11 protein-coding genes are annotated in these 12,643 nt (G+C 72.2%); 6 read left to right on the forward strand and 5 right to left on the reverse strand.

Annotated elements, in window-relative coordinates; genetic code table 11:
* Positions 1 to 106: 106 nt before the first annotated feature.
* The 3 genes from WAB15_RS00235 to WAB15_RS00245 all read right to left on the reverse strand — a co-directional run bounded on the left by WAB15_RS00235 (position 107) and on the right by WAB15_RS00245 (position 3,835).
* Positions 107 to 2,356 (reverse strand): HelD family protein, encoded by a 2,250-nt coding sequence (locus tag WAB15_RS00235; RefSeq protein WP_407289126.1) that lies wholly within the window; start codon positions 2,354 to 2,356, stop codon positions 107 to 109.
* A gap of 293 nt (positions 2,357 to 2,649) precedes the next feature.
* Complete coding sequence (gene cynS / locus WAB15_RS00240; RefSeq protein ID WP_399149256.1) at positions 2,650 to 3,120, reverse strand: cyanase; 471 nt, start codon at positions 3,118 to 3,120, stop codon at positions 2,650 to 2,652.
* Between the two features lie 106 nt (positions 3,121 to 3,226).
* On the reverse strand, positions 3,227 to 3,835 hold the full coding sequence (locus tag WAB15_RS00245) for a carbonic anhydrase (protein WP_407284806.1): 609 nt from the start codon (positions 3,833 to 3,835) through the stop codon (positions 3,227 to 3,229).
* A gap of 136 nt (positions 3,836 to 3,971) precedes the next feature.
* Between WAB15_RS00245 and cynR the strand changes: the two genes are divergently transcribed.
* A complete protein-coding gene (gene cynR / locus WAB15_RS00250) occupies positions 3,972 to 4,880 on the forward strand; it encodes a transcriptional regulator CynR (protein ID WP_407284807.1) in 909 nt (302 codons plus the stop codon).
* A gap of 99 nt (positions 4,881 to 4,979) precedes the next feature.
* Here cynR and WAB15_RS00255 read toward each other — a convergent pair whose 3' ends face one another.
* Positions 4,980 to 5,282, reverse strand: a complete 303-nt coding sequence (locus WAB15_RS00255) for a hypothetical protein (protein ID WP_407284808.1) — start codon at positions 5,280 to 5,282, stop codon at positions 4,980 to 4,982.
* 221 nt (positions 5,283 to 5,503) lie between these two features.
* On the opposite strand from WAB15_RS00255, the gene WAB15_RS00260 reads away from it, so the two are divergent.
* The 5 genes from WAB15_RS00260 (at position 5,504) to WAB15_RS00280 (ending at position 11,656) form a co-directional block, all read left to right on the forward strand.
* The gene (locus WAB15_RS00260; RefSeq protein ID WP_399149252.1) at positions 5,504 to 7,327 is read left to right on the forward strand and encodes a TIGR03767 family metallophosphoesterase; all 1,824 of its coding nucleotides are present in this window, start codon (positions 5,504 to 5,506) and stop codon (positions 7,325 to 7,327) included.
* Between the two features lie 146 nt (positions 7,328 to 7,473).
* Entirely contained in the window at positions 7,474 to 8,445 is a 972-nt protein-coding gene (locus tag WAB15_RS00265) for an alpha/beta hydrolase (protein WP_407284809.1), read from the forward strand.
* The gene (locus WAB15_RS00270; protein WP_407289127.1) at positions 8,438 to 9,604 is read left to right on the forward strand and encodes an acyltransferase family protein; all 1,167 of its coding nucleotides are present in this window, start codon (positions 8,438 to 8,440) and stop codon (positions 9,602 to 9,604) included. Before WAB15_RS00265 ends, WAB15_RS00270 begins: the two co-directional genes overlap by 8 nt.
* Positions 9,605 to 9,614: 10 nt before the next feature.
* Positions 9,615 to 10,988, forward strand: coding sequence for a sensor histidine kinase (locus tag WAB15_RS00275; protein WP_407284810.1), 1,374 nt, complete (start codon positions 9,615 to 9,617; stop codon positions 10,986 to 10,988).
* On the forward strand, positions 10,985 to 11,656 hold the full coding sequence (locus WAB15_RS00280) for a response regulator (RefSeq protein WP_399149249.1): 672 nt from the start codon (positions 10,985 to 10,987) through the stop codon (positions 11,654 to 11,656). The genes WAB15_RS00275 and WAB15_RS00280 overlap by 4 nt, the downstream gene beginning before the upstream one ends.
* A 105-nt stretch (positions 11,657 to 11,761) precedes the next feature.
* Here the strand turns inward: WAB15_RS00280 and WAB15_RS00285 are convergent, their stop codons facing one another.
* Positions 11,762 to 12,643, reverse strand: a complete 882-nt coding sequence (locus tag WAB15_RS00285) for an HpcH/HpaI aldolase/citrate lyase family protein (protein WP_399149248.1) — start codon at positions 12,641 to 12,643, stop codon at positions 11,762 to 11,764.

A 12,643-nucleotide genomic window follows, 5' to 3' on the forward strand; every position in this document is an offset into this window, starting at 1 on the left:
GGCGCGCGGGCGGCCTGTGCCCGCTATACCCGGCCCTCTCGCGCCCCGTTCGCTTCCCCTCCACCCCGTCCCGCATCCGCGCCCGCGCCCGACCGTCGACCGGCGCTCAGAGCGGCGCCGTTGCCCTCTCCTCAGGGAGCAGGGTTTCCAGCCCCGCCGGCAGCGGCCGGGTATGGATCACGCCGAGCCGTTGGGTCGCCCGGGTGAGCGCGACGTACAGGTCGCTGGCCCCGAACTCCTCCGGTGCCGCCACGATCACCGTGTCGAACTCCAGGCCCTTGGCCTGCCTCGGGTCGATCAGCACCACCGGGCTGGTCAGATCCGGCGAGAGGCCGGCGGAGGCGGCCGGGAGGGCGGTGAGCAGCGCCGCATGGTGCGAGCGCGGGGCGATCACCGCGAGGCGGCCGGACGCGCCGCGGGTCTCGCGCCGGACGGCCTCGGCCACCGCGCCGGCCAGGTCGTCGGTGCGGTGCGCCCACGGCGGTCGGCCCGTGGACCGGATCGAGCGCGGTGGCGCGAAGTCCGGGTCGAGGGCCCGGGGAACCCGCGCGGCGAGCTCCATGATCTCGGTCGGCGTACGGTAGTTGACACCGAGTCTGACGTGCTGCCAACGCTCGCCCACGTACGGCGCGAGGATCGTCTCCCAGGTGCCGCAGCCACCCGGTTCCGCGGTCTGTGCCGGGTCGCCGACCAGCGTCATCGAGCGGGTCGGGCAGCGGCGCATCAGCAGCCGCCACGCCATCGCGGACAGCTCCTGCGCTTCGTCCACGATGATGTGGCCGAAGGCCCAGGTGCGGTCGGCGGCGGCGCGTTCGGCGGCGCTGCGGTGGTCGGTCTCCTCCTGTCGGTCGGCGAGGCGTTCGGCGTCGATCAGGTCGTGCGCGGCCAGCACCTCGGAGTCCTCGTCGTCGCGGTCCTCGAACTCCTGGGTGCGGGAGCCGTAGGAGAGTTCGAGCACGCCCTGTGCGTAGGCGATCCGCTCCTGGCGCTCGGCCTCGGCCGCGGCACGGGCCGCCGAGTCGTCCTCGCCGAGGAGTTCGGCGGCCTCGTCCAGCAGGGGGACGTCGGCGGGGGTCCACTCGCCCTCGCCGGCCACGCGGCGGATCGCTCGGGCGTCCGCGTCGGGGAGGTGGACGGGGTCGGCGAGGAAGTCGCCGACCAGCTGCTCCGGCGTGAGCAGGGGCCACAACTCCTCGACGGCGCGGTGCACTTCGCGGCTGACGGCGATGGCCTTGCCGAGCTGGGCGATGTCGTCGGGGCTGAGCAGGTTCGGGCCGCCGTAGGGGTCCGCGCCGATCCGGTCGACCAGCTGGTCGGTGAGCGCGTCGATGACACGGAAGGCGAAGTGGGGGCGCGCGAGGTTGTGCGGCAGCCCGGTCTCGCGCGCCCGGCGTCGTGCCTCGTACGCCATGTCCGCGTCCAGCCGCAGGTCGCCGTCGTCGTGCTCGATCACGATCGCGGGGTCGGGCAGGGACTGCCGGTCGCGTACGAAGCGTGCCAGCGCGTCGGCCATCGCCGCGCCGCCCTTGATTTCGGCCGCCCTGGCGGTGTCGGTGCCGGTCGCGCGCACGCCGGGGAAGAGCTCGCCGAGGGTGGCGAGCAGGACACCGGTCTCGCCGAGCGCGGGCAGCACCTCCTCGATGTAGCCGAGGAACGCCGGGTTGGGCCCGACGATCAGCACGGCGCGACGGGCGAGCAGCTCCCGGTGCGCGTAGAGCAGATATGCCGCGCGGTGCAGCGCGACGACGGTCTTGCCGGTGCCGGGGCCACCCTCCACGACGAGCACGCCGTGGTGCGGGGCGCGGATGATGCGGTCCTGCTCGGCCTGGATGGTCTGCACGATGTCGTGCATCCGTCCGGTGCGCGCCGCGTCCAGCGCGGCGAGCAACACGGCGTCCGCGTCGGTGCCCTCGTGGCCGGTGCGTTCGGCGTCGGTCAGATCCAGGATCTCGTCGTGCAGGTCGGTGACCCGCCGGCCCTCGGTGGTGATGTGCCGTCTGCGGCGCAGTCCCATCGGGGTGTGGCCGGTGGCGAGGTAGAACGGGCGGGCGACCTCGGCCCGCCAGTCGATGACGAGCGGGGTGCGGTCGGCGTCGTCGCGCCGGATACCGATCCGGCCGATGTGGTGGTCGCTGCCGTCGCGGAACACCAACCGGCCGAAGCACAGGCCGTTCTCCCCGGCTTCGAAGGCGGCCAGCAGTCCCGCCTGCTCGGCCACCATGACATCGCGCTCCAGCCGCGCCTGGGCGTTGTTCCCCTCCCTCGGCAGGGTTTCGCGCACCGCCGCCGAGGCGCCGTCCCGCATTTCGGCGAGTCGCCCATGGAGCAGATCGGTGAATTCCTGCTCGCGCCGCAATTCCTCGTTTGACAATTGAACTCCGCTCGGATATAGTTCGGAATGAACATTGGGAATGTGTCTTCGTTTGAGTTTCGGCTGAGTTGAGACACAGAAGCCCTCAATATACGCAGAGGAATACCCCGGCCGTCAATTCGGTCCGGGGCATTTTTGTATTGCGTGGCCCGCGCGGCGGCGCACCGCCCGAGGTGGCGCTCGGCGCGCATCGGGAAGGAAGCCGAGCGTGCCCGCCCTTGTCCGGGCGGGCACGCTCACCTGGTTCAGGCCGTGCTGACCGGCCTTCAGGGTGGGACTCAGAAGGGCCTGGTCGGCAGGTACTTGCCGTCCAGCGTGATCACCGCGCGCTCGCCGCCTTCGGGATCGGCGACCTTCTTCACGTCCAGTTTGAAGTTGATCGCGCTGATGATGCCGTCGCCGAACTGCTCGTGGACCAGCGCCTTGAGGGTGGTGCCGTAGACCTGGAGCATCTCGTAGAAGCGGTAGACGGTCGGGTCGGTCGGGATACCGCCGGGGAGGGAACCGCGGGTCGGGATGGTCTGCAGCAGCAACGCGGCGTCGGCGTCCAGATCCAGGAGTTCGGCCACCGCGTGTGCGGCGGGCTCCGGGAGGGCGTGCTGGCCGAGGACTGCGGCGGTGACGAAGGCGACGGACAGGCCGGCGGCGTCGGCGATCTGCTGCCAGGACAGGTCCTTGTGCAGCTTGGCCTCCACGGCTGCGGCGGCCAGGGCCTGACGGGCGGCGGGGTCGAACTGAGCGTGCATCATGAGGAAGGGTTTCCTTTCGGGTTCGGGCTTGCGGGTTCAGGCCTTCGGGGGGCGCCGTTCGCCGGTGATATGCGGGAACGGCGGGTGCGCGGGCCGGTGGGTCGGCTCAGCCCGCGGGGACGGGCGGGCGGCCGGCGGGGTCGACTTCTTCGACGGTGCCGGTGGGGATGTCGTAGACCCAGCCGCTGAGGGTGAGCGTGTGCTGAGCCAGGGCGCGGGCGACCGACGGATGGGTGGCGAGGTTCGCCAGTTGGGCGCGCACGTTCTCGCGCACGAGGGCGCTCACCTCCCCTTCGGCGGCCGAGGCCGACGCCGAGGCGCGGGCACGGGCCGCGTCGGCGTGGCGCAGCCAGTCCGCGACCGCCGGCGTCGCGGTCAGGTCGTGGCGCTCGGCGAGGGCGGTCATCGCGCCGCAGGAGAAGTGCCCGCACACCACGATGCCGCGTACGCCCAGGACGGCGACGGCGTACTCGATGCCGGCCGCGACCGCGTCCGGGCCGGGCGCGTGGGCGGGGACGAGGTTGCCGGCGGTGCGGATGACGAACAGCTCGCCCGGCTCGCTCTGGGTGATCAGCTCGGGAACCACGCGGGCGTCGGAGCAGCCGATGAACAGCGTCGTCGGCCGGTGGGTGGTCGCCAGGTGCGCGAACAGTTCCGCCTTGGCCGGGTGGACGTCCCGCTGGAATCGCGCGACGCCCTCGGTGAGGTCCTGCACGGATGAATCCCTTCGGTGGCTGTCGGCCCGCTGCGGGCTGACCTCATTCAGCCTGCACGACCTGCACCTATAGCGTCCAAGACGCAATATGCATGACACCTATCGATGGCATCTATGGCTGTCCTATCATGGGCGTATGGCCGCCCTGGAGCTACGTCATCTGCGCTATCTGCTCGCCGTCGCCGAGCACGGCAGTTTCACCCGCGCGGCGGAGGACCTGCATATCTCCCAGCCCACCCTGTCCCAGCAGGTCAAGCAGCTGGAGCGCACGGTGGGCGTGCAGCTGCTGGACCGCACGGGGCGCACCGTGCGGCTCACCGACGCCGGCGAGGTCTACGTCCACCACGCCCAGCGGGCCCTACGGGACCTGGCGGCCGCCGAGCGCGCCGTGCTGGACGTGTCCGACCTGTCCCGTGGCCATCTGCGACTGGCGGCCACGCCGACCTTCACCGCCTACCTCATCGGCCCTCTGGTCGCCGAGCTCCACGCCCGCCACCCCGGGATCACCCTGGACGTCAAGGAGATGACGCAGGACCGCATCGCCTCCCGGCTGCTGGCCGACGAACTCGACCTCGGTATCGCCTTCCACGGCGCCCATCCGCCCGGCATCACCGCGACCCCGCTGTTCACCGAAACCCTCGGTCTGGTCGTCGGCGCCGGCCCGCCCGCCGCCGACCGGGCCGAGCCGCTGTCGCCGCGCGACCTCGGCGAGCGCCAACTCGCGCTGCTCAGTGGCGACTTCGCCACTCGCGGCCATATCGACACCTATTTCGCCGCCCATGGCGTGCGGCCGCGGATCGCCGTCGAGTCGAACTCCATCCAGGCGCTGGCCGAGATCGTCCAGCGCACTTCCCTGGCCACGGTCCTGCCCGACGCCGTCACCCACGACCATCCGCGCCTCTCCCCGCTGCGCCTCTCCCCCGCCCTGCCGGCCCGCACCGTCAGCCTCCTGCGCCGCGAGAACGCCTACCGAAGCGCCGCCGCCCGCGCCTTCACGCGGCTCACCCGGGAACTGGTGCACTCCCGTGGCTACCCACCCGCCTGAGTGGAAGCCACCGGCGGGCATGCGAGGGGCCCGCATCGCCGTCGAGCGAGCACACGCGGGCGGGCCGGTCTGTTGCGACCGGCCCGCCGACGGCTGTCGTCAGGACAGCTTGTAGGAGAGCGTGTAGTGGGCACCGTCCTCTCGGAACTTCATCTCGCCGTCGCCGAGAAGCGGAATCTGCTCGCCGAGCAGGTCGTCGTCGTCGAGCCTGTCGCTCTCGTACATGCGGACCGTCGCGACATCACCCGAGAAAGGGAAGGACTTGTTGATGTGGCGCTTGTCGCCCTTCTCGATGCTGGTCGAGTAGGCCCGCACACCGTTGATGGTGATGTAGATGTCGTCCGCCCCGTTCCAGTCCTCCTGCTCGACGCATTCGAGCGTGTAGAACGTCACGACACTCATGGGTTCCCCCTAAATAGTCGGTGGTGTGCGCCTGCGAACCGATCTTGGCCGTCGGGGATCAACGGTTGCTAAACGGGTCAGACCGACGGGCGATCGGTGTGCCACGTTCCGGGCCCGTTCAACTGCCGGCCACGAGCCTCCCGCAGAGTTCGGAATGAGAGATTCCGAATCTTGGTGACACCGCTGTGGCCGGGTACGCCCGCCACCGCACGGAGGGCCCCATGGCCGGCATTGACATCACCACCGACCGTCGTCGATTCCTCTTCACCTCTGGTGCCGCCGTCGCCGCGACCGGCGCCGCCTTCGCACTCCCCCACATGAGCCGCGGCACCACGGACGCGGGCGCCGTGCCGGCACAGCGCGGCGGCCCCGGCCCGTCGTCGGCACGCCCGCTCTCCGGACGCGCCGCACCGTATGGGACCACGACCCTGGAGACGACCGCCCGGCTCTCCGGCCGTGCCGGCTACCGGCGCATCGCCCCCGGCCCCGGTTGGCCCCTGGTCGTACGGGACGAACTCACCACCGCCAGGGCCGCACGCCGGGACCGGCGCACCGCCCTGGCGTGCTTCGTCCAGCTCACCGATCTCCATGTGGCCGACGTCCAGAGCCCGTTGCGGACCGAGTTCCTGCGCGCCGGGTCCCCGGGATCGTGGCGGGGGCAGGAGGCGCTGAACGTGGCGGGCGCGGTGTCGCTGGTGGAGCAGGTGAACGCGCTGGGCGGCGGCCCCCACACCGGCCGGCCGCCGGCCTTCGTGATGTCCACGGGGGACAACATCGACAACCACTCCATGGTGGAGCTGGAGTGGTTCCTCACCGTGATGAGCGGGGGTCGGATCACCCCCAACACCGGTGACCCGGCGGCGTACGAAGGCGTCCAGAACTCCGGCCTCCCGCTGTACTGGCATCCCGACGACAGCCTGCGCGACCAGGACAAGCGGCGCGGAATGCCGCGGATACCCGGCTTCCTCGACGCCGCGATCCGCCCGGTCACCAGCCCCGGCCTGCACATTCCCTGGTACTCGACGCCCGGCAACCACGACGACCTCCCGGGTGGTTGCCTGACCCCGCAGGACCCACAGCTCGCCGAGTACATCACCGGGGCGCGCAAGCTGTTCTCCGTGCCGGACTCGGACGTGGCCGCGTTCGCCAAGGTTCTGGAGACCGGCGACGACCCCAAGAGCAGCGTGCTCAAGGACATCCTGCGCCGCAACGCCGCCAGGGCGCGGACGGTGACCGCCGACGCCCGCCGGCGCCTGGCCACGCCGCACGACTACCTGCGCGCGCATCTGAACCCGGCCTTCGCCGGAGCGGGGCCGGTCGGGCACGGCTACACCGAGAACCACCTGGACGGCGAGCGGATGTACTACTCCTTCCCCATCGCGGACGGAGTCGTGGGCATCAGCATCGACACCACCTACCGCAGCGGCCACTACGAAGGATCGCTGGGCACCGAGCAACTGCGCTGGCTGGAACGGACGTTGGCGGCACACAGCTCGCGCTATCACGACGCGGACGGCCGGGTGGTGCGCAACCCCGGCGGCGACGACGCGCATATCCTCGTCTTCAGCCACCACCACAGTCCGAGCATGACGCGGCGCCCCGACGCGGCCCGCACGGACGAGACCCGGCACGACGGCGCCGAGGTCATCGCCCTGCTGAACCGCTTTCCGAACGTGGTGGCCTGGATCAACGGGCACAGCCACGTCAACCGCATCACCCCGCACGCGCATGCCACCCCCGCCCGCTCCTTCTGGGAGGTCAACACCGCCTCCCATATCGACTACCCTCAGCACGCCCGGCTCCTCGAACTGGTCGACAACCACGACGGAACGCTGTCGCTGTTCACCACGCTCATCGAGTCGGCCGCGCCGTACCGCACGAACTTCGACGACCTGTCGGCCGTCGGGCTGGCGTCCCTCTACCGGGAGCTGGCCTACAACGCGCCCGGTCTCGCCGCCCGTATGCCGGCACCCGGTGATGTCCACGAAGTGATGGCGGGCACGGCCGGGGACCGCAACACCGAGCTGCTGCTGCGCCGGGCGTGACGAGGGGCCGGAGGCCGGACCCCTACCCCCCTACCTGAGAGCCAGACGGTAAGTGCGCTCCCTGGCGGGACGTGGATCAAGGGGGGTGATCCATAGCTTCGGTACCGGAAGCACCACCGGCTTCCGGTACGGAAGGATCACCGCTCATGGCGTCCCGCCCGCGCGGCCAGCGTCTGCTGCGCACCCTGCTCGCCGCTCTAGTCGCCGCCTCGGTGGCCGTGCCCGTCTCGGGTGCGGCGCGCCCCGCGGCCGTCCCGGCGCCCGCCCCGGCCGACGTCGGCCCGTTGCGCGCCGCCACACCGGGCGCGCTCGCCGCGCGGTACGCCGTCAACCGCGACGGCATCCGCGCGGCGGGGCGGACGGCCGCCGACCACGGCGACCGGAGGCGGGCCGCCGCGCTGCGCGCCATGGCGGCTCCGGCGCGGCAGTTCCTGTCCTTCGACGGCCGCGACGGGGGCCGTACCGCCGAGGTCTTCGGCGATCTGGCGCGGGCCGAGCGGATCGCCGTACTGGTGCCGGGGTCCGACACCAGCCTCGACACCTACGAGCGCTTCCGGGCCGGTGCGCTCGCGCTCCACCACGAACTGGACCGCCGCACGGCCGTCATCGCCTGGCTGGGCTACGCGACGCCGGGCACGCTGAGCACCGAGGTGCTGACCCCCGCGCTCGCGGCGGATGCCGCACCGCAACTCGTGCGATTCGTCGGCGAGTTGAGCAAGGCCCGGCCGGCTGCCCGGGTCTCCGTTCTGTGCCACTCCTATGGTTCGGTCGTCTGTGGGCGGGCCGCTTCGGGGCTCTCCGTGGCGGACATCGTGCTGTACGGAAGCCCCGGCGCCGGCTCCGCCGGAGTCGCCGCGCTGCACACCCGGGCGACGGTCTGGGCCGGCCGCGGCGCCGGCGACTGGATCGCCGATGTGCCGCACGGGCAGATCCATCTGCCGTTCGCCACGCTCGGTCTGGGCGAGGATCCGCTCTCCCCGGCCTTCGGCGCCCGGGTCTTCGCGGCGGGTTCCGGCGGCCACAGCGACTACCTCCGCCCGGGGACCCTGTCGCTGGAGAATCTCGCGCGGATCGCCTCCGGACGCCTCCCGACCGAGGAGCGCCGCCGTGCTGCGTGACCTCGTCCAGCGGATCGACTCCGCGACCCCGGCCGGCCGCGACCGCACCATCGACGCGCTCCGCGCGCTGGCCATCCTCGGTGTGGTGCTCGGGCACTGGCTGGTGACCGCCCTCGTCGTCGACAGCGGCACCGTGCACGGCGCCAGCCCGTTGCGACATCTGCCGCAACTCGCCCCGGTTTCCTGGGTGTTCCAGACCCTGGCGGTCTTCTTCCTGGTGGGCGGGCAGACGGCGGCGCATGGTTACGCCGCAGCCCGGGGCCGGGGCGAGACCTATCGTCGGTGGCTCGGCGCCCGGATGGCACGGCTGTTCCGACCGGTTGCCGCGGTGCTGGTGGTCTGGAGCGTGGTGGCGGCGTTGATGTTGGCCTCGGGGGCCGGTGTGGAGACCGTGCGGACGCTGGCCATGCTGGTGCTGTCCCCGCTCTGGTTCCTGCTGGTCTTCGCCGTGCTGACGGCGGTGACGCCGCTGGTGGCCAGGCTGCACCCGCTGTGGGCGCTCGCCGTCGTGCTGCATGTCGATCTGGTCCGGTTCGGCCTGGGCGGGCCCGCCTGGCTCGGCTGGATCAATGTGCTGGCCGGGTGGCTGGTCCCGTACTGCCTGGGGGTTTCCTGGGCGCGGGGCGGGCTGCGGGAACGCCGGACCGGATGGGCGCTGCTGGCCGGGGGCGCCGCCACCACCGCCGGGCTCGTGCTGTGGGGCGGCTATCCGGCCGCCATGGTCGGGGTGCCGGGCGCCGGGATCTCCAATCTCAACCCGCCCACCCTCGCGGCCGTCTGCTTCGGACTCGCGCAGTGCGGAGCGGCGCTGCTGGTGCGCGATCGGCTGCGCCGGGTGCTGCGCCGTCCTGCGGTGTGGGCCGCGGTGGCGCTGCTGAATCTCTCGGCGATGACGGTGTTCCTGTGGCATCAGACCGCGATGATGGCGGTGACGGCGGTGGGGCTGCTGGCCGGTCGGCCGTTGCCCGGTCTGCACACCGCGCCCGACGGCGTCGGCTGGGTGCTCGCCCGGCTGGGCTGGCTGCCGGTGTTCGCGGGGGCGCTGCTGGTGTGCTGGGCCGCGTTCCGTACGTACGAGCAGGGGCGGCGCGCGAGCCGTGGCGGTAGCCGGGTCGTGCGGGAGCAACGCTCCGTTCCGGTGACGATGGGGCGAGGCTAGAGTGGATCTTGTGAACGAGGGGGCCGGGGACGGCGGGGGACGGCGGCTGCGGGCCGCCGCGGGGACGGCGTTGCGTACGCTGCGCGCGGATCTGTGGACCGCGGCGCGGGATCCGTTGCCGCGCATGCGCTGGCTCGGACGGCTGCCGCATGCCCATGTGGTGCTGTTCGCGGTGCTGATGTTCCTGCTCAACGCCAACGACTACCAGGAGCTGCTCGGCGGGGACCGGCACCAGGACGAGACGTTCCCGACGCGGGTGCTGCTGCTCCTCGTGCTCCAGACGGCGACCGCCGTGCTCGCGTTGACCCGCCCGGTCCTCGCCTGGTGGCTGTCGACGCTCACGCTCTTCCTGACCGCACAGGCCGCGGAGTCCGTCGTCGACCACGACAGTCTGTGGCCCTGGAGCGTCGCGGGGGTCGCACTGCACACCCTCGTGCTGCTGCTCCTCGCGCTGCGGGTCCGCCCCCGCGTCGCGGCCGAGGCGCTGGTGGTCACGCTCCTGGTGGGGATGGTCAACATGGCCCTCGCCTCCCCCGCCGCCCCCGCCCCGGCACCGGGCGGGCACAACGACGACCTCACCCGCGGCGCGGTGAGCTTCGCGACCGCGGTGGTGGTCGGCGCCTCGCTGCGCATCAGCCGGGTGGCCCGTACCCGGCTCGTCGAGCAGGAGGAACTCACCGCCGAGGAACGGGCCCGCCGCACCCTGCTGGAGGAGCGCGGCCGGATCGCCCGCGAACTTCACGACGTGGTCGCCCACCACATGTCGGTGATCTCCATCCAGGCGCAGGTCGCTCCGCATCTGGTCGACAACCCCTCGGACGCGCTGAAGGAGAACCTCACGGGCATACGGGACAACGCCGTCGAGGCGCTGACCGAACTGCGCCGCGTGCTGGGCGTACTGCGCTCGGAGGAGGCGCCGTCGCAGGAGGTGCGGCACGCCCCGCAGCCCACGCTGGACCAGCTGGACGAGCTGCTCGGCAAGGTGCGCTCCGCCGGCGTCGCCGTCACCGCCGAGACCACCGGAGAGCCGCGCCCGCTCGCACCGGGCGTCGAGTTGTCGGCGTTCCGCATCGTGCAGGAGGCGCTGAGCAATGCGATGCGGCACGCGCCGGGCGCGACGGTGCGGGTGACGGTCGGATACCACGCCGACGGGCTCGCGCTCCGGATCGCCAATGCCGCGGCGGACGGCCCCGCCCCGCCCTCCCCCGGCTCCGGGCACGGACTGCTGGGGATGCGCGAACGCACCGCCATGCTCGGCGGTGAACTGGCCGCCGGCCGCACCCCGGACGGCGGCTACGAGGTGACCGCGCTGCTGCCCGACAACGCCCGGCACCCCTCTGCCACTTCCGTCTCCCCTGATTCCCCTGTTGAGGACACCCGATGACGACCATCCGCGTGCTGATCGCCGACGACCAGGTGATGGTCCGCCAGGGCTTCACGGTGCTGCTCAACGCCGAGCCCGGCATCGAGGTCGTCGGTCAGGCCGTGGACGGCCTGGACGCCGTCGCCAAGGTCGATGAACTCGCCCCCGACGTCGTCCTGATGGACGTCCGGATGCCCCGGCTCGGCGGGATCGAGGCGACCCGTCAGATCACCGAACCGGCCGGCGCCACCGTCAAGGTGCTGGTCCTGACCACCTTCGACCTCGACGAGTATGTGTACGAGGCGCTGCGCGCGGGCGCCTCCGGCTTCCTGCTGAAGGACGCCTCGGCCACCGAACTCGCTCAGGCGGTACGGGTGGTGGCCGCCGGTGAAGCGCTGCTCGCCCCGAACATCACCAAGCGGCTGATCGCCGAGTTCTCCCGGGTCACCAGGACCCCGCGCACCCCGCTCAAGGACCGCGTCGGCGATCTGACGGGGCGGGAGACCGAGGTGCTGTCGCTGATCGCACAGGGCCTGTCGAACGGGGAGATAGCCGAGCGGCTGGTGGTGGCGGAGCAGACGGTGAAAAGCCATGTGGGCCGGATCCTGGTCAAGCTGGGGCTGCGCGACCGGACGCAGGCGGCCGTCTTCGCGTACGAGACGGGGGTAGTGCGGCCGTCGGGCTACTGAGCCGGCCGGTCGCACGGCGACAGACGACGGCTGCCCGGCGCGCTTTCACGCACCGGGCAGCCGCCATAAGCTTCGTGCCGGGAAGGCTCCGTCAGGCCCGGGAGGTCATCGCCCGGCGACCGCCGCGGCGAGCGCGAGGATCCGGCGGGCGTCCTCGACGTGCAGATTCTCGATCAGCCGCCCGTCGACGGTGGCGACTCCGCGTCCCTCACGGGTGGCCTCGTCGAATGCGTCGATGATCTTCCGCGCGCGGTCGATCTGGTCGGCGGACGGGGCGAACACCCGGTTGCAGGGCTCGACCTGCGAGGGGTGGATGAGCGTCTTGCCGTCGAATCCGAACTGCCGCCCCTGTACGCATTCGGCCTCGAAGCCCGCGGCGTCCTTCACGTCGTTGTAGACGCCGTCGAGGATCACCTTGCCGGCGTCGCGGGCTCCCAGCAGCGCCAGCGACAGCCCGGTCAGCAGCGGGGCCCGGCCGGGGACGTGCTCGGCGTGCAGCTCCTTGGCCAGGTCGTTGGTGCCCATCACCAGTACGGTGAGCCGCTCGCTGGCGGCGGCCACCGCACGGGCGTCGAGCATCGCGCGGGGGGTTTCGACCATCGCCCAGATGGCGGTGCGGTCGGGGGCGCCGGCCGCTTCGAGCGCGCGCTCGACCTCCCGCACGGTGTCGGCGGAGTCCACCTTGGGCACCACGACCGCGTCCGGGCCGGCCTCGGCGGCGGCCCGCAGGTCGTCGGCGTGCCAGGCGGTGCCCGGCGCGTTGACCCGGATCGTCACCTCGCGGTAGCCGTACTCGCCCGAGGCGGCCGCGGCGGCGACCCGCTTGCGGGCGTCGGCCTTGGCGTCGGGGGCGACGGCGTCCTCCAGGTCGAGGATCAGGGCGTCGGCGGGGATAGACGCCGAAGATTTGGCCTTCTCCAGCGCGCGTTCGTTGGCGCCCGGCATGTAGAGCACGGAGCGGCGCGGCCGCAGGGTCGCGTCGGACAT

This window comes from Streptomyces sirii (assembly GCF_045690365.1).
GTDB lineage: Bacteria > Actinomycetota > Actinomycetes > Streptomycetales > Streptomycetaceae > Streptomyces > Streptomyces sirii.